General features: G+C 66.5%; 17 protein-coding genes and 1 rRNA gene. 6 read left to right on the top strand and 12 right to left on the bottom strand.

Annotated features, from left to right (window positions below; all coding sequences use genetic code 11):
* Positions 1-136: 136 nt before the first annotated feature.
* A complete protein-coding gene (locus IT779_RS11170; protein WP_196149204.1) occupies positions 137-847 on the top strand; it encodes a methyltransferase domain-containing protein in 711 nt (236 codons plus the stop codon).
* Positions 848-895: 48 nt separating this feature from the next.
* Here IT779_RS11170 and IT779_RS11165 read toward each other — a convergent pair whose 3' ends face one another.
* The 5 genes from IT779_RS11165 to glgP form a co-directional block, all read right to left on the bottom strand.
* Positions 896-1,663: an ESX secretion-associated protein EspG gene (locus tag IT779_RS11165; RefSeq protein ID WP_196149203.1), complete on the bottom strand. Its 768-nt coding sequence runs from the start codon at positions 1,661-1,663 to the stop codon at positions 896-898.
* A gap of 52 nt (positions 1,664-1,715) precedes the next feature.
* Positions 1,716-3,053, bottom strand: coding sequence for a PPE domain-containing protein (locus tag IT779_RS11160; RefSeq protein ID WP_196149202.1), 1,338 nt, complete (start codon positions 3,051-3,053; stop codon positions 1,716-1,718).
* A gap of 14 nt (positions 3,054-3,067) precedes the next feature.
* Positions 3,068-3,457 (bottom strand): hypothetical protein, encoded by a 390-nt coding sequence (locus IT779_RS11155; protein WP_196149201.1) that lies wholly within the window; start codon positions 3,455-3,457, stop codon positions 3,068-3,070.
* A 91-nt stretch (positions 3,458-3,548) separates the two neighbouring features.
* A complete protein-coding gene (locus IT779_RS11150) occupies positions 3,549-4,094 on the bottom strand; it encodes a DUF3558 domain-containing protein (RefSeq protein WP_196149200.1) in 546 nt (181 codons plus the stop codon).
* Between the two features lie 493 nt (positions 4,095-4,587).
* Complete coding sequence (glgP, locus tag IT779_RS11145; protein WP_196149199.1) at positions 4,588-7,155, bottom strand: alpha-glucan family phosphorylase; 2,568 nt, start codon at positions 7,153-7,155, stop codon at positions 4,588-4,590.
* Positions 7,156-7,260: 105 nt separating this feature from the next.
* Between glgP and IT779_RS11140 the strand changes: the two genes are divergently transcribed.
* From IT779_RS11140 to glgB, 3 genes are all read left to right on the top strand, one after another.
* Positions 7,261-7,440 (top strand): hypothetical protein, encoded by a 180-nt coding sequence (locus IT779_RS11140; protein WP_196149198.1) that lies wholly within the window; start codon positions 7,261-7,263, stop codon positions 7,438-7,440.
* Positions 7,441-7,507: 67 nt separating this feature from the next.
* A complete protein-coding gene (locus IT779_RS11135) occupies positions 7,508-9,514 on the top strand; it encodes an alpha-1,4-glucan--maltose-1-phosphate maltosyltransferase (RefSeq protein ID WP_332838750.1) in 2,007 nt (668 codons plus the stop codon).
* 32 nt (positions 9,515-9,546) lie between these two features.
* Positions 9,547-11,688: a 1,4-alpha-glucan branching protein GlgB gene (glgB, locus tag IT779_RS11130; protein WP_196149633.1), complete on the top strand. Its 2,142-nt coding sequence runs from the start codon at positions 9,547-9,549 to the stop codon at positions 11,686-11,688.
* 39 nt (positions 11,689-11,727) lie between these two features.
* Here the strand turns inward: glgB and IT779_RS11125 are convergent, their stop codons facing one another.
* From IT779_RS11125 to IT779_RS11115, 3 genes are all read right to left on the bottom strand, one after another.
* Positions 11,728-12,567 (bottom strand): tetratricopeptide repeat protein, encoded by an 840-nt coding sequence (locus IT779_RS11125; RefSeq protein ID WP_196149632.1) that lies wholly within the window; start codon positions 12,565-12,567, stop codon positions 11,728-11,730.
* A gap of 61 nt (positions 12,568-12,628) precedes the next feature.
* Complete coding sequence (locus tag IT779_RS11120) at positions 12,629-13,042, bottom strand: DUF3817 domain-containing protein (RefSeq protein ID WP_196149196.1); 414 nt, start codon at positions 13,040-13,042, stop codon at positions 12,629-12,631.
* A gap of 102 nt (positions 13,043-13,144) precedes the next feature.
* The gene (locus tag IT779_RS11115) at positions 13,145-14,329 is read right to left on the bottom strand and encodes an acetyl-CoA C-acetyltransferase (protein ID WP_196149195.1); all 1,185 of its coding nucleotides are present in this window, start codon (positions 14,327-14,329) and stop codon (positions 13,145-13,147) included.
* Positions 14,330-14,480: 151 nt separating this feature from the next.
* Here IT779_RS11115 and mce point away from each other — a divergent pair, with 151 nt between their 5' ends.
* Both mce and IT779_RS11105 read left to right on the top strand, forming a co-directional pair.
* Positions 14,481-14,951 carry a methylmalonyl-CoA epimerase gene (mce, locus tag IT779_RS11110; RefSeq protein WP_332838749.1) on the top strand — a complete coding sequence of 157 codons (471 nt, stop codon included), beginning with the start codon at positions 14,481-14,483 and terminating at the stop codon, positions 14,949-14,951.
* An 86-nt stretch (positions 14,952-15,037) separates the two neighbouring features.
* A complete protein-coding gene (locus IT779_RS11105) occupies positions 15,038-16,039 on the top strand; it encodes a coiled-coil domain-containing protein (RefSeq protein WP_196149193.1) in 1,002 nt (333 codons plus the stop codon).
* A gap of 210 nt (positions 16,040-16,249) precedes the next feature.
* Here IT779_RS11105 and IT779_RS37645 read toward each other — a convergent pair whose 3' ends face one another.
* The 4 genes from IT779_RS37645 to rrf all read right to left on the bottom strand — a co-directional run bounded on the left by IT779_RS37645 (position 16,250) and on the right by rrf (position 18,260).
* Positions 16,250-16,549 carry an ATP/GTP-binding protein gene (locus tag IT779_RS37645; RefSeq protein WP_232541657.1) on the bottom strand — a complete coding sequence of 100 codons (300 nt, stop codon included), beginning with the start codon at positions 16,547-16,549 and terminating at the stop codon, positions 16,250-16,252.
* Positions 16,550-16,570: 21 nt separating this feature from the next.
* Positions 16,571-17,290, bottom strand: coding sequence for an endonuclease/exonuclease/phosphatase family protein (locus IT779_RS11100; protein ID WP_196149192.1), 720 nt, complete (start codon positions 17,288-17,290; stop codon positions 16,571-16,573).
* Positions 17,291-17,307: 17 nt separating this feature from the next.
* Positions 17,308-17,991 (bottom strand): endonuclease NucS, encoded by a 684-nt coding sequence (nucS, locus tag IT779_RS11095; RefSeq protein WP_196149191.1) that lies wholly within the window; start codon positions 17,989-17,991, stop codon positions 17,308-17,310.
* A 152-nt stretch (positions 17,992-18,143) separates the two neighbouring features.
* A 5S ribosomal RNA gene (rrf, locus tag IT779_RS11090) occupies positions 18,144-18,260 on the bottom strand.
* Positions 18,261-18,468: the final 208 nt, after the last annotated feature.

Raw genomic sequence — 18,468 nt, 5'->3', positions numbered from 1 at the left:
CCGGTGTCAACCCAATTCCCACACCGGCCGCACCCGCATTCCCCGCACCGAGTCCCGGTCCCGCGCCGGAGCCCTTCGCGCATCGGCTCTCGCACATCGACTTTCGCAGTCGGGCGACTCGTGAGAACGTGTGCGGATGACGCACCCGACCGATACCGACGTACTCGGCGAATTCCTGATCAGCGCAAGATCTTCGGCGGAGTATCGCGCTATCTTCGCGCTCACCGACACCGATCTGCGAGACCGCAGCATTCTCGACTGCCCGGGCGGCGCAGCGAGTTTCACCGCCGAAGCCAGTGAACTCGGAGCACATGTCACCGCCGTCGACCCCATCTACCACCGCACCCCCGCCGAACTCCGCACACTCGCGCGCGTCGAATCCGATCGCGCGAATACGTGGGCGAGAACACATTCCGACCGATACCGGTGGGACTGGTACGGCTCCCCCGACGAACACCACCGACTACGAAGAATCGCGGCCACCCGATTCGGCGAAGACGTCACCGCCAACCCCCACCGCTACATCCCCGCCGCCCTGCCCTCACTCCCCTTCCCCGACAACACTTTCGACCTGGTCCTCAGCTCCCACCTGCTGTTCTCCTACGCCGACCGACTCGACGCGGAATTCCACCTCATGGCACTGGTGGAACTGTCCCGCGTATCCCGCGCCCAAACCCGGCTCTATCCCCTCCTCGACCACATCGGCCGACCGCGGCACGAGTTGATCGCGGGCCTGCGCACCGAATTGCACGACAAGGGAATTCGCACCGAGATCCGCGAAGTCGACTACGAATTCCACCACGGCGCCAACACGATGCTCGTCCTGCACGCTCCCGGCACGGACTGATCGGGGACCGCGCCACGTACCGGTCCGATCCGCACGCGTTCAGGCCGACTACCGGGCTCGGACACCGGCCGTCTCGCGGTGGGTGGTTTCGATGAGTTCGTACAGTCTGCGCGTGATGTCCTCGTTCGACGCGGGCGTCAACGTGAACTCGTCGCTGTCGTGGTTGTGCAACAGATAGCGGCCGTCCACCGGCAGGTAATCCATCCAATGGAAGCCACGCCCGTCACCGGTTGGCCTGCTGTCGATGGCGCCACCGCGGAACACATTGATCTCCCCGAGTCCCGAACGGGGCCTGCGCACGATCCGGTCGATCTCCTCCAAATACGGATCGCGGCTGTAGGCGGCCCGATCCATATCCGAACGCCGACCCGTGACCGGTTCGATCCGACCGGCCGCACACCCCGGCAGCGCCGCGACGATCCGCGCCGCCGCCTCCCGGCCCGTCGTCCTCGTCAGGATCACATCACGCCCGTACGCCTGCGTCGGCCCGGGAAGCTGCACCGCCACCGTCGCCGACTGCCCGACGATACCGGCGTGCACCCGCACGACTTTGCCGAAATCGCGCCCGAAGAACCCGTGCACCTCCACCCGCACCCTCGGCTCCAACAGCACCGTCAACGCGTCGAACAGCTCCCGATTCGCGAACCCCGCCAGCTCCCGCACGGTCCGATCCCGCAACCGCTGATAATCCTCCGCGGTCTCCACCCCCTGATCATCGGCGATATACCGAATCGGATAAGGCAACCGATCCCGCCCGAACCCCTCCACCGCGATCTGGAACATCAATCCGCTGACATGCCACCGAAAATCACTCATGCGCGCCCGCCCACCACACTCCGTCTCTCATCCACAGCCGTCGCCGACCGCGTCATCCACCGATCACACCCCCCGGCGGCAACGCGGGCGGCTGCGTCCCGAGCAGTTCATCCCCCCGGTCGTACACAAGATAATCCGGCGTCGAATGCTCATCGTCATCATCACCCTTCCCACGCCCACCCCCCATCCCACCCATCCCCGGCGTACCCGACCGCCCACTGGTCCCCGACCGCCCCGACGACGACCCCTTTCCCGCAGCCCCCGAATTCGTCCCCCCTCCGCTCCCGGCGACACTCTTCCCCGCCCCCGGTGACGTCCCCGAAGACCCCGGCACACCCGAACCCCCCAAACCGGGCGACCCAGACGACGGCACACCCGACCCCGGCGTACTCGGACTCGTCGGAGTACTGGGCGAGGTAGGCGACGCCGACTGCGGAGTCGTAGGCGACCCGGTACCCGCCGAACTCGGATTCGTATCCGTATTCTGCGGATTCGACGACTTCGGATTGCTACTCTCCGACGACTTCGACGTCGGATCCTCCCCCTTAGGATCCGACGACTGCGGAGAACTCCCCGAAGGATTGGCCGACTGCGGATTGGTAGGCGACCCGGACTTCGAAGGATCCCCACTACCACCGGGCACCTTCGGATTCGACCCCGCATCATCGCTCGTCTGACTCTTCGGCTCCGCGAACGTCGGAGTCTGCCCGTCTACTTCGCGCACTTTCGGCTTGTAGTAATCGTTCATCACGCGCTTGGCGTCCCCCTCCGCCTCTTGCGCACGATAAGTCGGCCCTTTTACAAGGTTCTGCAACGGCAAGGCATCAATGACCTTGTCGCCGAACGTGTAATTATCCGGTTTCCCGACCGATGCCTTGGCTTGCGCCAGATACCCTTCCATCATGTCGAGCCCGTGGCCCACGAGTTGGAATCCCGCAGCGAGACTCGTGAACGAAGTCGCGAAAGCGCGCGTCGCCTCTATCGCCTTCGAGCCCGACTGACCATTCCAGTTTTCGCTGATGGATTGCTCCACACCGGTCGAGAATTCGTTCACCGCAGCACGCGACTTCGCCGCGAGATCTCGCCAACCATTCGCCGCGAAGTTGACCATATTGGAGTCGACGCCGGACAGCGCATCGTATATCTGCTGATGCGTCATGGTGTCGAAATCGTCGTCGGCGGTTATCGCCCTCGGATCCATACCCGCGCCGGATTCCGACACCAGGCTGTCGAACTCACCACTGAGTATACGGCGGTCATTACTCCAGATCTGGTCCTGCTGCTCCTCGACCTGCTTATCGGTATTGCTGTTTTCGTCGGCGGCTCTGCGCGACTCAGCAATCGCAGACGATATGTTCGTCGGTGTCATAAGAATATTCGACCATTGCATGAAAGACACCATCGCTACTTGCCCCCCAATTCAACGTTGGCCAGCTTCTGCGAATTCGCCTGATCAGTATCCTCGATCGTACGAACAGCCTTCTCATAGGTCTCGGCCATCAAGGTCAGCACTTCGACACTCTGGAGCAGCCGTTGCACTGCGGAACCGTCACCGGCGACAGCCTTGTTCTCGAACTTCTGCTGCATCGTTGTAGCGGTTTGCAGGGCGCCGAATCCACTCAGCGCACCCAACTGCCTCGCTGCAACCAGCATGTCATCCAGTTTGGTTTTCATCTGTTCGGCCTGCGCTTTCAACGCATTTCCGACCGCGGGGTCCAACCTCAGATCTCCAGATTCGGCCTGAGTGTTCAGGTTGCGCCACTGCGCGACAAGACTCTGCATCTGCTCGCTCACCCGGTATTTCCCTCCCTAGCGACAATCAACGCCGACCGGCCGGGCAGATCAGCGACCCTCTTCGGACCTGGAACGACCGACTCCATGCGACTTACTTCGGGAGATACGGTTCGAGATCCTCGGCATGAACAACCGCCAAGCCACAGGGCGGAGCTTCTTTCATTTTGGCGCGTTCGCTGGTGCGCCAACCAACCGAGATCTCATACGAACCCTCAGGAGAAGGGATGTTCACGTAGCACAAGATCTTGGTGTCATCGGACGGATCGTAGTGAACGAAACCGGGCCTCGGCCCGATCCGCGCCTCTCGCACCACAGTCAGGTTGGTGTTCTGGCGCGCCTCGTCCTGTGTATAGACGGTCGCGGCCACACCGACCAGATACGGCCCTTCGGTGGAGGTCCAGTTGCAGAGCCGGGCGGAGGTCGCGCCGGTCGGCGCGTCACTGACTACGGATCTCGTAGCAGGGTCGACCCGCGTCGCGCGCAACGCCGCGTCCGAGAGCTGCGTACACGGATTCCATACCACGTTCCGATCCCCCCTCGGCACCGTCGGACCCGCCGTTTGTGCGGCACCATCGACGGTGGTGCCGCACCCCGCCACCACCCCGACGGTCGCGATACCCACCACGAGCGCGGCCATCGAAGCACGCCTCCTCGACACCACCACGGCCGTCTGCCCCTCTCCTGTTCGCGAGGTAACCCGTCACAAGACTTGGACGCACCGGATCCCCCATCGGTTCCCATTGGAACGCAACCCAGCCTAACCGACCGGTAGCCCCATGCGCGCCCCCGCGTCCTACCGGTCAGCGCCTACTCGGCGAGAAATAAGAAGTAGCACAGGAATACGACCGTGAGGCCCCACATGGCCGGATGTACCTGTCAGGCACGCCCCTTTGCCACCATGACCACCGGGTAGAAGAGCAGGACATGGCGAGGGGATGAAGTATTCGAAGTGGTTCCAGTCTATTTCGCCCAGGGCGCGGGACATGAGTATGCCGACGACGATGAGGACGGGAGCGGTCACCTCAGGGGATGCGGCGATGGTGGCGAAGATCGGGGAGCGGAACAGCGCGACGGTGAACCAGCCCGCCCAGTGCGCCCTGATCGCCGAGGACCGCGGGATTCACCGCGGATCAGGCGCTCGGCGCGACCACCAACCCGAGTTCGGCGTCGGTGTCGAGCAGTTCGTTGTGCGGTAGTACCCGCACCGTGTATCCGACCGCGCCCGACAGCGGCACCGGGGTGCGCACCTCGAACATCTCCGCACCGGATTCGGTTCCGGTGTGATTCATGGGCACCACGGTGGTGTCGGACAGCTCGTCGGCGGTGGAGACGCGTCCGAGTACGGCTTGCACCGCGACGTCGGACACGCTCAACCCGCCGAGGTCGATCCGTGCCGTCAGTGACAGTTCGGCTCCGATGACGGGAGTATCGGGCAGACCGGCGCTGTCGACTTGCAGCACCTGCACCGAGGACCACGCCGATTCCACCCGCCGCCGGTATTCGGCGACCGCACGCGCACCGGCGAATTCGTCCGCGACCACCTTCCGATAGGCCGCCGCGGCGGGCGCGTAGTACTGCAGCGCGTAGTCGCGCACCATGCGGGAGGCGAGCACCTTCGGGCCGAGGGTCTGCAGGGTGTGGCGCACCATCTCGACCCAGCGCACCGGCATTCCAGCGGCATCGCGATCGTAGAAGCGCGGGGCGACGGTGCGTTCGAACAGCTCGTACAGTGCCGCGGCCTCGAGGTCGTCGCGGCGGTGTTCGTCGGAGACGCCGTCGGCGGTCGGGATCGACCATCCGTTCTCGCCGTCGTACATCTCGTCCCACCAGCCGTCGCGGATGGAGAGGTTCAGTCCGCCGTTCAGCGCGGATTTCATACCGGAGGTGCCGCAGGCTTCGAGGGGGCGCAGCGGATTGTTCAGCCACACATCGCATCCCCAGTACAGGTACCGCGCCATCGACATGTCGTAGTCGGGCAGGAAGACGATGCGGTGGCGGACCTCGGAATCGTCGGCGAATCGGACCACCTGCTGGATGAGCGATTTGCCGCCGTCGTCGGCCGGGTGGCTCTTACCCGCTACCACCAATTGCATCGGGCGTAGCGGGTCGAGCAGCAGGGAGCGCAGACGTTCCGGGTCGCGCAGCATGAGCGTGAGGCGCTTGTAGGTGGGCACCCGCCGCGCGAATCCGACGGTCAGCACGGTGGGGTCGAAAACCTCGTCGACCCAGCCGAGTTCGGCTTCGGCCGCGCCGCGTTCCTGCCAGGACGCGCGCACCCGACGGCGAACTTCGGCGACCAGGCCCGCGCGCAAGGTGTTGCGGGTGGACCACAGCTCGCCGAGCGGCACGTCACGCAGTTTCTCCCAGCCGCGCGCCTCCTCGACCAGTTCGGCGCCGATGTGCTCGCGCGCCTTGTCGATCCATTCGCGCGCCGCCCAGGTGGGGGCGTGCACCCCGTTGGTGACCGACCCGATCGGCACCTCGGCGGCGTCGAACCCCGACCACAGCGGCGCGAACATCGACCGGCTCACCTCACCGTGCAGGCGGGATACACCGTTGGCGCGCTGCGCCAGTCGCAGACCCATATGTGCCATATTGAAGACCGCCGGATCGGCCTCGCGACCGAGCGCGAGTATGCGATCCACCGAAAGCCCTTGCAGCAGAGTTGATTCCGATTCACCATTGGCGCCGCCGAAGTAGCGGCGCACCAGCGGCATCGGGAAGCGGTCGATGCCCGCGGGCACCGGCGTATGCGTGGTGAACACGGTGCCCGCGCGCACGGCGGCCAGACCGGTCTCGAAATCCGCTCCCGCCGCGATGTATTCGCGAATCCGTTCGACGCCGAGGAAACCCGCGTGACCCTCGTTCATATGGAACACGTCGGGGTCGGGCAGCCCCTCGGCCGCGGTGTAGGCGCGCACCGCACGGACGCCGCCGACACCGGCGAGGATCTCCTGTTTGATGCGATGGTCCTGGTCGCCGCCGTAGAGCCGGTCGGTGACCGCGCGCAGTTCCGGATCGTTCTCCGCGATATCGGAATCCAGCAGCAGCAACGGCACCCGCCCGACCTGTGCGATCCACACCCTGGCACGCAACACCCGCTGATCGGGCATCGCGACGTGCACCAGCACCGGCGACCCGTCGACGGTGAGCAGCCGCAGCGGCAACCCTTGCGGGTCGAGCGCCGGATAGTGCTCGAGCTGCCACCCGTCCGCGGACAGCGACTGCCGGAAATACCCGGACCGGTACAGCAATCCGACGGCGATGAGCGGCAGCCCGAGATCCGAGGCGGCCTTGAGATGGTCGCCTGCGAGAATCCCGAGTCCGCCCGAATAGTTCGGCAGCACTTCGGTGACGCCGAACTCCATCGAGAAGTAGGCGATACCGCCGACGCCGGGCTCGGCCCGCTGGAACCATCCCGGCGCGTCGAGATAGGCGCGCAGGTCGGCGGCGGCCGCGTCGACCCGGCGCACGTAGTCGGCGTCGGCGGCGAGCTCGTCCAACCGGCTCGCGGGCACCTCGCCCAGCATCCGCACCGGATCGTGCCCGACCTCGCGCCACAATCCCGTGTCGAGATCGCGGAACAGATCCTGCGTCGGCCAATGCCATGACCAGCGCAGATTCGTGGAGAGCTCACCCAGGGCCGCGAGTCGCTCGGGCAGATGGGCGCGGACGGTGAAACGACGGAGGGCCTTCACCCGGCGAACCATACCGAATTCCGGCCCGGCTATCGCCGCGGGCGACGCAGGTCACTTCGACGCCATCGAGTGGCCGAAGTCCCGCACCCGTGACAGCATCTGCTGATGCCGCTCCGGTTCGACCTTCTCCCCGAATATTCCCTGCTCTACCTGCTGCTCGCGGCTCTAGCCGGTCCTGTTACGACCCTGTTCCTTTTATGTTCCGAACACGGGTCGGCCGCGCCCGCGCGGCACGGATCCGTCGGGCGGACCCTCGGCATCGACCGCGCGACCGATGCGCACTGAGCGGCGAGCGAGCGTGGTCGGACTGTCGATCACCTCGCCGCGTCGCGGTGCCGGTAGGTTGGTCCCCGTGACCGGCCGCATCGCCATCGACGACACCGCCCCGTCGACCGGACCGGGGCACTACCCGGCCAAGGCCGCGATCGGCGAGGTGTTCCCGGTGCGCGCGGTGGTGTGGCGCGAAGGACACGACGCCGTCGCGGCCACCCTCGCGGTGCGCGCGCCCGGCGCGTCGCGCATCACCCGGATCCCGATGGCGCCCGACGCCGAACCCGACGTGTTCAACGCTGTCTTCACCCCGCACACGGCAGGCACGTGGACCTTCCGCGTCGAGGGGTGGAGCGATCCGATCGCCACCTGGCGGCACGCGGTCGAGGCCAAACTCGCCGTCGGGCAGAGCGCCGCCGATCTGGCCAACGACCTGGAATCGGGCGCGCGCCTGTTCGAACGCGCCGCGCAGGCGGTGCCGAAGAAGCAGTTCGAGCGATTGCGCGCGGTGGCCGCGGCCCTGCGCGGCGACGAGCAGCTACCCGCCCGCGTCGCACCCGCGTTCACCGAGGAGGTGGCCGAGATCCTGCGGGCGACCCCGCTGCGCGATCTGGTCACCCGTGGACCGCAGCATTCGGTGTACGTGGAGCGCCGCCGCGCCCTCTACAGCTCCTGGTACGAATTCTTCCCCCGCTCCACCGGCGGCCGCGACGCCGACGGCGCGCCGATCCACGGCACCTTCGCCACCGCCACCAAGGATCTGGCGCGCATCGCCGCCATGGGTTTCGACGTGGTTTATCTGCCGCCGATCCACCCGATCGGCGCGGTGAACCGCAAGGGACGCAACAATTCGCTGACCGCCGAACCAGGTGACGTGGGTTCCCCGTGGGCCATCGGTTCCGCCGAGGGCGGCCACGACGCCATTCACCCCGCCCTCGGCACCGAAGCGGATTTCGTGGATTTCGTCGCCGCCGCACAACGCGCAGGTATGGAAGTGGCGCTCGATCTGGCGTTGCAGTGCGCACCCGATCATCCGTGGGTGCGCGCGCATCCGGAATGGTTCACCACGCTGCCCGACGGCACCATCGCCTACGCGGAGAATCCCCCGAAGAAGTATCAGGACATCTACCCGGTCAATTTCGACAACGACCCGGACGGCCTGTACGCCGAGGTGTTGCGCGTGGTCAGGCATTGGATCGGGTTGGGAGTGAAGATCTTCCGGGTCGACAATCCGCACACCAAACCCGCCGACTTCTGGGAGTGGCTGATCGCGGCCGTGCGCCGCACCGATCCCGATGTGCTGTTCCTGTCCGAGGCGTTCACCCGCCCGGCGCGGCTGTACGGGCTGGCGCGGCGCGGATTCAGTCAGTCCTACACCTATTTCACTTGGCGGGTCGCCAAATGGGAGCTGACCGAATTCGGCAACGAGTTGGCCGCGAAGGCCGATGAAGCGAGGCCGAATCTGTTCGTCAACACCCCGGATATCCTGCACGAAAGCCTGCAGCACGGCGGTCCGGGCATGTTCGCCGTCCGCGCGGTGCTCGCGGCGACCCTGTCCCCGACCTGGGGCGTGTACTCCGGATTCGAGCTCTTCGAACATCAATCGGTCCGGCCGGGCAGCGAGGAATACCTCGATTCGGAGAAGTACGAACTGCGCCCGCGTCCCTTCGCCGAGGCGAATGCCAAAGGCGAATCCCTGGAACCGTGGCTGACCAGGCTCAACGAGATCCGGCGCAACCATCCGGCGCTGCAACAGTTGCGCTGCCTGCATTTCCATCACGTCGACAACGACGCGATCATCGCCTATTCCAAATTCGACCCGATCAGCGGCGACGCGGTGCTGGTGGTGGTCAACCTGAATCCGTTCGGCGCCGAGCAGGGTCTCGTCTCGATCGACCTGCCCGCGATCGGCCGGGAATGGCACGACCATCCGGTGGTGGTCGACGAGGTGAGCGGGGAGGAATACCACTGGGCCCAGACGAACTACGTGCGCCTGGAACCCAGCCGCGCCGTCGCGCACATCCTGGCGCTACCCGCGGTGCCACAGCGGGCGCGCACCGAACTGGCGTACCGGAAGTCGTTCACGTGAGCGCGGCGGTCACCATCGATCGCCGCGACCTCATGCTGCTGGCGGCGGGCACCCACGCCGATCCGCACACGGTCCTCGGCGCGCACCCGCACCCCGACGGCACGGTGGTTCGGGTGCTGCGCCCGCACGCCGAGACGGTGTCGATCCGGGTCGGCGGCGTCGACCACCCGCTCGACTCGGTGGGCCACGGCGTATTCGCCGCGGCGGTCCCCTATCCGGAACTCATGGACTATCGGGTGGTCACCACATATCCGGGAGGTCAGCGCATCATCGCCGCGGACGGTTACCGTTTCCTGCCCACGGTCGGCGACCTCGACCTACACCTGATCGGCGAGGGCCGCCACGAACGTCTGTGGGATGTGCTCGGCGCGCACCCGAGGCGCTACACCACCCTCGACGGCGAGGTGGCGGGCGTCTCGTTCGCGGTGTGGGCGCCCAATGCCCGCGGGGTCAGCGTGATCGGCGACTTCGACGGCTGGAGCGGTAATTCCGCGCCCATGCGCGCGCTCGGCTCGTCCGGGATCTGGGAGGTGTTCGTCCCCGACATCGGTGTCGGCGCGAAATACAAATACCGGGTGCACGGCGCCGACGGCCGCACTGTCGACCACGCCGACCCGCTCGCCTTCGCCACCGAGGTGCCGCCCGCGACCGCGTCGGTGGTCGCCGAGAGCACCCACCGCTGGCGGGATCGCGAGTGGATCGAACGCCGGGAGAGCATCGACCCCACCCGCGCGCCGATGAGCGTGTACGAGGTGCACCTCGGCTCGTGGCGGCCGGGACTGTGCTATCGCGAATTGGCCGATCAGCTCGCCGATTACGTCACCGACGCGGGCTACACCCACATCGAACTGCTGCCGGTGGCCGAACATCCCTTCGGCGGTTCGTGGGGCTACCAGGTCACCTCGTATTTCGCGCCGACCGCCCGTTTCGGCTCCCCGGACGATTTCCGCGCCTTCGTCGACCACATGCACGCCGCTGGCATCGGCGTCCTGCTGGACTGGGTGCCCGCGCATTTCCCGCGCGACGAATGGGCGCTGGCGCGTTTCGACGGCACCCCGCTCTACGAACACCCCGATCCGCGGCGCGGCGAGCAACTGGACTGGGGCACCTACATCTTCGATTTCGGCAGGCGCGAGGTCCGCAATTTCCTGATCGCGAACGCGCGGTACTGGATCGAGGAATTCCACATCGACGGACTCCGCGTCGACGCGGTCGCTTCCATGCTGTACCTGGACTATTCGCGCGGCGAGGGCGACTGGGAACCGAATGTGCACGGCGGCCGCGAGAATCTGGAAGCCGTCGCCTTCCTGCGCGACCTGAACGACACCGTGCACCGCCACCATCCCGGCGTCGTCACCGTTGCCGAGGAATCGACCACGTGGCCCGGCGTCACCAGCGGCACCGATGTCGGCGGACTCGGTTTCTCCATGAAATGGAATATGGGCTGGATGCACGACACGCTCGGCTTCCTGCGCCGCGATCCCATTCACCGCGCCTGGCACCACAACGAGATCACCTTCTCGCTGGTGTACGCGTGGAGCGAGAACTACGTGCTGCCGATCAGCCACGACGAAGTGGTGCACGGCAAAGGCACACTGTGGACGCGCATGCCCGGCGACGATTTCGCCAAGGCGGCGGGCGTACGCGCGCTGCTCGCCTACATGTGGGGCCATCCCGGCAAGCAATTGTTGTTCATGGGGCAGGATTTCGGCCAGTTCCGCGAGTGGTCACACGATCGGGGACTCGACTGGTCCGAACTCGACAACCCGCTGCACCGCGGCATCACCGACGCGGTGCGCGCCATGAACCGGGTCTATCGCGCGCATCCGGCGCTGTGGAGTCAGGACACCACGCCCGGCGGTCACTCCTGGATCGAGGCCGACGACCGCGACAACAACGTGCTGGCGTTCCTGCGCTACGGCACCGACGGCTCGGTGGTGGCCTGCGTCCACAACTTCTCGGGGTCGACGCACGGCGAGTACCGGGTCGGACTGCCGGTGGCGGGCGAGTGGAGCGAGATCCTCAACACCGATGCCGCCGACTACGGGGGTTCCGGCGTCGGGAACATGGGCGCGGTGCACACCTCGTCGACGCCGTGGCACGGGCGACCGGTGTCGGCGACCGTGGCGTTGGCGCCCAACAGCGCGATCTGGCTGGCCGGTCCCGTCTCGTGACGTATCGGTCCGGTCGTCCGAGGACGACCGGACCTCGGCTCAGTACAGTGCGGTGGCGAGTTTGCGACGGGCGGCCACCACGAACGGTTCCGCCGGATCGAACAGCTCGAACAGTTCGAGCAGACGCGTGCGCGCCTTGGTGCGGTCGTCGCCCGCGGTCTTCTTCACGGTGGCGATGAGCCGGTCGAAGGCGGCTTCCGGCTGCTGGTTGAGCAGTTCCAGATCCGCTGCGTCCAGGGCGAGGTCGACATTGGACAGGTCGGCGTCGGACTCGGCGACGACCGACTCCGAAAGTCCCTGCGCGCGAGCCAGGAACCGCAGCTGCCGGAGCGCGCCTGCGGCCTGCTCGTTGCCGGGCTCGGCGGCGAGGATGGCCTCGTAGGCGGCCTCGGCCCCGGCCATGTCACCGCGTTCGAGCGCGTCCTCGGCCGCGGTGAACCGGGGGTCCTCGGGCGGCTCCGCGCTGTCGGCGGCGCCTTCGAGCTTGCCCGCGACCGCGTCGACGACCGCCGTCAGCCACTGCCGCACCTGCGGTTCCGGTTGGGCGCCTTCGAAATCGGCCAGCGGCTGACCGCCCGCGATGGCGACGACCGTTGGAATGCCCTGCACCCGCAGCGCCTGGGCGATCTGCATATTATTCTCGGCCTCGACGGTGGCCAGTTCCCAGGCGCCGCCGCCGTCGGCGTGCAGCCGCTCGAAGGTGCGCACCAGTTCGACGCTACCGGGGCTGCGTTGCGAGTACAGCACCACCACGACCGGAATCTGCATCGAGCGGCGCAGCACCTTGGTCTCGAAATCCGCGACCGACACCGAGTGGTCGGCGCCGGGAGCGCCCGCGGGCGGCTGTTTGAGACCGGACAGATCGACGGCGCCGGACATGGCTGCGGCGACGGCGGGTGAAGGACGGCGTGCGGCTGGTCGAGTCACAGGTTCCAGTTTGTCACGAGGCAGCGCGAGCGGCTTCCGCGGTATCGCCGGACGCGGTCGCCGCGGTATCGCCGGACGCGGTCGCCGCGGTATCGCCGGACGCGGTGTCGAGCTTCCCGGTGCGCGCCGCCCAGATCTCGAAGACCACGGTGCAGAACGGCGGAATGCTCGACCCGAGCGCCAGCACGGTCGTCTTCCAGTCCCAGTTCAGTTCGCGCGCGGCCAGCAGCGCGCTGAGCAGGAAGAGGATGAAGATGCCGCCGTGCACGGGCCCGAAGATCTTCACGCCGATCTCGTTGCCCGGGTCGGGGATGTACTTGAACGCCATACCGGTCAGCAGTCCGAGCCAGGACAGCGCTTCGAGCACCGCGAAGATTCGGAACCTGCCCGCGACGGTGCGCAGATCATAGAAACCCATGGCCACCATTGTGCCGCACCACTACGACACCACGTAGTTGAACCGGTCACATACGGACGAAACGGACAGCGTCGCCGGAATGCCTCGGCGACGCTGTCCGCACGGGGAGAACTACGCCGGAACCCGCACGATCAGCGCGTCACCTTGACCGCCGCCGCCGCACAGTGCCGCCGCGCCGACACCGCCGCCGCGCCGCTTCAACTCCAACGCCAGATGCAGCACGATGCGCGCACCCGACATCCCGAGCGGATGACCGACGGCGATGGCGCCGCCGTTGACATTCACCTTCGCCGGATCGATGCCGAGCTTGCGCGTCGACGCGATGCCGACCGCGGCGAATGCCTCGTTGATCTCCACCAGATCCAGATCGGCGGGCGAGATCCCCTCGCGCGCGCACGCCTTCGCGATGGCATTGGCGGGCTGGTCCTGAAGGGTGGAATCCGGGCCCGCCACCACACCGGCGGCGCCGATCTCGGCGATCCAACTCAGTCCGAGCTCTTCGGCCTTGGCCTTGCTCATCACCACGACGGCGGCCGCGCCGTCGGAGATCTGCGAGGCGCTGCCCGCGGTGATGGTGCCGTCCTTGCTGAACGCGGGACGCAGCGCGCCGAGCGATTCCGCGGTGGTGTCGGCCCTGATGCCCTCGTCGGTGCTCACCAACACCGGATCGCCCTTGCGCTGCGGCACCGCGACGGGCACCACCTCGTCGTCGAAGACGCCGTTCTTCCACGCGGCGGCGGCGCGCTGATGGGAGGCGGCGGCGAAGGCGTCCTGATCGGCGCGGCTCACGGGTTCCAAGCCGTTGCGCTGCTCGGTCAACGCGCCCATGGCCTGATCGGTGAAGATGTCGTGCAGACCGTCGAAGGCCATGTGATCGCGCAACGTGACGTCGCCGTACTTGAAGCCCTCGCGACTCTTCTCCAGCATGTGCGGCGCCTGGCTCATCGACTCCTGACCGCCCGCGACCACGATCTCGTACTCGCCCGCGCGGATCAACTGATCGGCGAGCGCGATGGCGTTGATGCCGGACAGACAGACCTTGTTGAGTGTGAGAGCGGGCACATCCATCGGGATGCCGCCCGCGACCGCGGCCTGCCTGGCCGGGATCTGCCCCGCACCCGCGGTGAGCACCTGGCCCATGATCACGTAGTCGACCTGCTCGGGCGCGACCCCGCCCTTATCGAGCGCCGAGGCGATGGCGAATCCGCCCAGGTCGGAGCCACTGAAGCCCTTCAACCCGCCGAGCAGCCGCCCGATCGGGGTACGCGCACCGGAGACGATCACGGTAGTGGTCACGACGAGCCTCACATTCGATAGTCCACGCATGGTCCACGCCGCCGCTCGCCGGTCGGACGGACCTCCGACCTGCCACGTCGAGCGTTTCGTACTCAACGGTAGCTTGTCCGCCCCCGTAGGCCCGCGCCGAGGTGCGCGCTACCGTCGAGTAGTGAGCACCACAGAGACTTCCGCATTCATTCCCGGTGACTACGTCGTAGCCGTGGACCATGTCGGCATCGCGGTTCCCGACCTCGACACCGCGATCGCCTGGTACGCCGAGCATCTCGGCATGGTGGAAACCCACCGCGAGATCAACGAAAGCCAGGGCGTGCACGAGGCCATGCTCTCACTGCCCGGTGCACCGGACGGCGCGACTGCCGTACAGTTGCTGGCACCCCTGGACGCCGATTCCACGATCGCCAAGTTCATCGACCGCAGCGGGCCGGGACTGCAACAACTCGCCTATCGGGTCACCGATATCGAGGCCGTGTCGACATACCTGCGCGACCGCGGGATCCGTTTGCTGTACGAGGCTCCGCGCCGCGGAACCGCCGATTCCCGCATCAATTTCATTCACCCCAAGGATGCTGGAGGTGTGCTGGTCGAGTTGGTTGAGCCGAACTCGAGCGCGACGCACTAGTATCAAGATCGGACCAGGAAAACTGATGCGAATCACATTCCCGGTCGACTCACCATCATCTGGTCATAGGCTGTAGTTTGTGTGCCATGTCGTCACCTGAGTCCGATCGCAATCGCTTCGTTGCACTGCCCTTCACCGTTGTGCGCAAGGGTTATGCGCAAGACGAGGTACGCAACTACTTCGACCGCTTCGACGCGGAGCTGAGGGTCACCGCCACCGACCGCGACGCCGCTGCCGCGCAAGCACGTAACCTCGCGAGCCAACTGGAGGACGCGCGGGACGAGATCGACGAACTCCGCAAGGAGGTCGACCGACTCTCGGTCCCGCCGACCACCGCGGAAGGCATGTCCGACCGCATCTCCCGCATGCTCCGCCTCGCCTCCGACGAGGCGTCCGAGGTCCGCGCCCTCGCGCAGGCCGAGGCCGCCGAGATGGTCTCCATCGCGGAACAGCAGGCCACCGAGATGCGCGGCAAGTACGAGTCGCTGCTCGCGGAGACGAAGGAGAAGCGCGAGGCGCTCGAGATCGAGTTCGAGCAGACCCTCGCGAACGCGCGTACCGAGTCCGCCAAGATCATCGAGGCCGCCCAGGCCGAGGCCGATCGCCTCGGCAAGGAAGCCGATGCCAAGCGCAAGGCCACCCAGCAGGACTTCGAGGCCACCATGGCGGAGCGGCGCACCAAGCTCACCCGCGCGATGGAGGAGCTCGAAGCCACCAGCCGCGCCGAGGCCGCGCAGCGCATCAAGGACGCCACCGACGAGGCCAACCGCCTCATCACCTCGGCCACCCAGACCTCCGATCGCAAGATCGCGCACGCCAAGGAACTCGCCGAGGAAATGCGCGTGCTGCGCGGGCGCGTGCTCGCCCAGCTGCTCGGCATCCGCGGCCAGCTCGACTCGGTGCCCGCGATGCTCGCCGCCGTCAACCGGGAGAGCGAACTGCTCGACGGTGTTCCCGACCAGCGCAAGTCGATCGGCGGCGGCACCAAGTCGGTCACCGGCGCGCGCGCCAAGGCGATCCACGAGGTCGCCCACGACGACGATGACATCGACGCAGAGGAGCGTGAGAACGCCGAAATCGCCAACTGACGTCCGAACGCATCAGGCGACGACGCTCCACCGCTCCGAGTTCATCCGAAGGCCGCTCCCGACACGGGGGCGGCCTTCCCTGGTTTTTCGGAGCCGTCCACCGATTCGAGCGCCGCCTTTGCGAATTCGTTACCATTCCTCGGCCGAATCGAAAGCTACCGTGAAGTGCGATTGCCGGACAATAACTGCACCATAAGTCGGCGTCGGAAATCAGGACCAGCGACGCGTGATCCGGCGCGTTTTACGACCGTTCCAGCAGCCGCTGTGCCAATGTCTGCGATCGTCTCCGCCACCGTCGAACGCCCACGCCACGATATGCGCGACGCCCGGCGCGATTTCGTGGTCGCAGCCGGGGCACCGATATATCTTGACCGCGCGATTGCCGGGAACCGTTCGGACGATATAGCTCTCGTCGTCGGGTCCCGATTCGGTACGGCCGAAGACATCACCGAGCGGCGTGGATCCCGACCGAGAATTCCGGTCGCGGGGTCGCGGTTTCCGACGGGGCATCCGTCAAGGGTAGAGGCGTGCTCAGGCGGTGATACGAGAGAGGCGCGCCCGCACCGGGTTGTGGTCGGAGAGCCCGTCCGCGGAATCGACGACGGCCTCGCGCACCACGGCGTCGCGCACCACCACGTGATCGATGAACTGGCTCTTGGTCCCCGAGGACCTCGGTCGCGTCGGCGGACCGTCCTGCGACAACTCGTAGACGCCGAACCCCGGGCCGAGCTGCTCGGCGACGCTGTCCCGACCGATATTGAAATCACCGAGCAGCACCACCGGACCCGGTTGCGCTGCGGCCAGCGCACGCAGCCGCTCCAGCTGCTCCCAGCGCCGCGAATCACCCGTCACATGGGTGGCGACCACCGTCAGCTCGTCGGTCCCGATCACCAGCGCGCCCTTGCCGCCGTCACGCTCGAAGGACTCGGCCGCGATCTCCCGCGCCTGCCCGTCGACGACGAGCACCAGATACTCGGTGCGGTCGGTGAGCACGGTCGGGTGGTGCCGCGGACGTGGAATGCGCGGGTAACGGAGAACGTGGAACTCCCGGCCGGGCAGGGCATCACGCAGGGCCGCCAACTGGTCTCCGCTGACCTCCTGCAGGGCGATCACCCGCGCGGGCAGTTTCGCCACCCGCGCCGTGATCGCGGAGATACGCTCGGCTTCGTCGGGCCACCGGGTGGCGACGTCCTCGTACCAGTTCTCGGCGTGCACGCGATGCAGCACATTCCAGGTGGCGACCGTGATCATGAAATATCGCTCGTTTATCAGAAGAGACGGAACTCGTTGCTCTCGGTGCCGCGCAGGGCATCGTAATCGAGAGTGAGACAACGGATGCCGCGGTCCTCGGCGAGGGTGCGGGCTTGCGGCTTGATCTGCTGCGCGGCGAAGACACCAGCGACGGGCGCGAGCAGCGGATCGCGATTGAGCAGCTCCAGGTAGCGGGTGAGCTGTTCGACGCCGTCGATCTCGCCGCGCCGCTTGATCTCAACGGCGACCGTGGCGCCGTCGGCGTCGCGGCACAGCAGGTCCACCGGCCCGATCGCCGTCATGTACTCGCGGCGGATCAGCGTGTACCCCGGCCCCAACGTCTGCACGTGCTCGGCGAGCAACTCCTGAAGGTGCGCCTCGACACCGTCTTTCACCAATCCCGGATCGATGCCGAGATCGTGTGCGGAGTCGTGCTCGATCTCCTCGATGGTGATGCGCAGTTCCTCGGCGGCCTTGTTGGTGACCACCCAGAACGCCTTCGCCCCCTCGGGCGCCTCATCGGGCCGCTCCTCGAGCCAACAGGGCGGACTCATCCAATTCAACGGCTTGTACGAACCGCCGTCGGAATGCACCAGTACCGAACCATCGGCCTTGATCATCAACAGCCTGCGGGCCATCGGAAGATGGGCGGTCAGACGACCGACATAGTCGACCTGGCAACGAGCAATCACTAGGCGCACCCGGTCGAGTGTAGGCCCTCACCACCCGCTGTCCCGAATCGCTCGGGCGAACAGTCGACTACTCCTGAAGGCGGAATAGCCATGAAGGCGGAAATGGTCTTGAAATGGGTGTGGCCCCCGACCAGAAGGTCGGGGGCCACACTCGAATGATGTTCCGGCGGTGTCCTACTCTCCCACACCCTGTCGAGTGCAGTACCATCGGCGCTGGCAGGCTTAGCTTCCGGGTTCGGAATGGGACCGGGCGTTTCCCTACCGCTATAGCCGCCGTAACACTGTGAAACCAACCACCACCCCACCACGACACCGGGTCGACACGAATCCTCGGATCCGTGCACCCCCGGCCGGGGGGATGATCGTGTGTTGTTTCAGATACCACACAGTGGACGCACATTCTTTGTCTTGGTAAGCCCTCGGCCTATTAGTACCAGTCACCTACACCCGTTACCGGACTTCCAGTTCTGGCCTATCAACCCCATC

This window comes from Nocardia bovistercoris, from assembly GCF_015674855.1.
GTDB classification, from domain to species: domain Bacteria; phylum Actinomycetota; class Actinomycetes; order Mycobacteriales; family Mycobacteriaceae; genus Nocardia; species Nocardia bovistercoris.
This window is presented reverse-complemented; position numbering and strand designations above follow the sequence as displayed.

Bases quoted from the DNA above. Each gene is read 5' to 3' on its own strand.
- IT779_RS11170 (WP_196149204.1), top strand. From the start codon at position 137: ATGACGCACCCGACCGATACCGACGTACTCGGCGAATTCCTGATCAGC.
- IT779_RS11165 (WP_196149203.1), bottom strand. From the start codon at position 1,663: ATGAGTGATTTTCGGTGGCATGTCAGCGGATTGATGTTCCAGATCGCG.
- IT779_RS11160 (WP_196149202.1), bottom strand. From the start codon at position 3,053: ATGCAATGGTCGAATATTCTTATGACACCGACGAACATATCGTCTGCG.
- IT779_RS11150 (WP_196149200.1), bottom strand. From the start codon at position 4,094: ATGGCCGCGCTCGTGGTGGGTATCGCGACCGTCGGGGTGGTGGCGGGG.
- IT779_RS11140 (WP_196149198.1), top strand. From the start codon at position 7,261: ATGCCGCTCCGGTTCGACCTTCTCCCCGAATATTCCCTGCTCTACCTG.
- glgB (WP_196149633.1), top strand. From the start codon at position 9,547: ATGCTGCTGGCGGCGGGCACCCACGCCGATCCGCACACGGTCCTCGGC.
- IT779_RS11125 (WP_196149632.1), bottom strand. From the start codon at position 12,567: ATGTCCGGCGCCGTCGATCTGTCCGGTCTCAAACAGCCGCCCGCGGGC.
- IT779_RS11120 (WP_196149196.1), bottom strand. From the start codon at position 13,042: ATGGTGGCCATGGGTTTCTATGATCTGCGCACCGTCGCGGGCAGGTTC.
- IT779_RS11105 (WP_196149193.1), top strand. From the start codon at position 15,038: ATGTCGTCACCTGAGTCCGATCGCAATCGCTTCGTTGCACTGCCCTTC.
- IT779_RS37645 (WP_232541657.1), bottom strand. From the start codon at position 16,549: ATGCCCCGTCGGAAACCGCGACCCCGCGACCGGAATTCTCGGTCGGGA.
- IT779_RS11100 (WP_196149192.1), bottom strand. From the start codon at position 17,290: ATGATCACGGTCGCCACCTGGAATGTGCTGCATCGCGTGCACGCCGAG.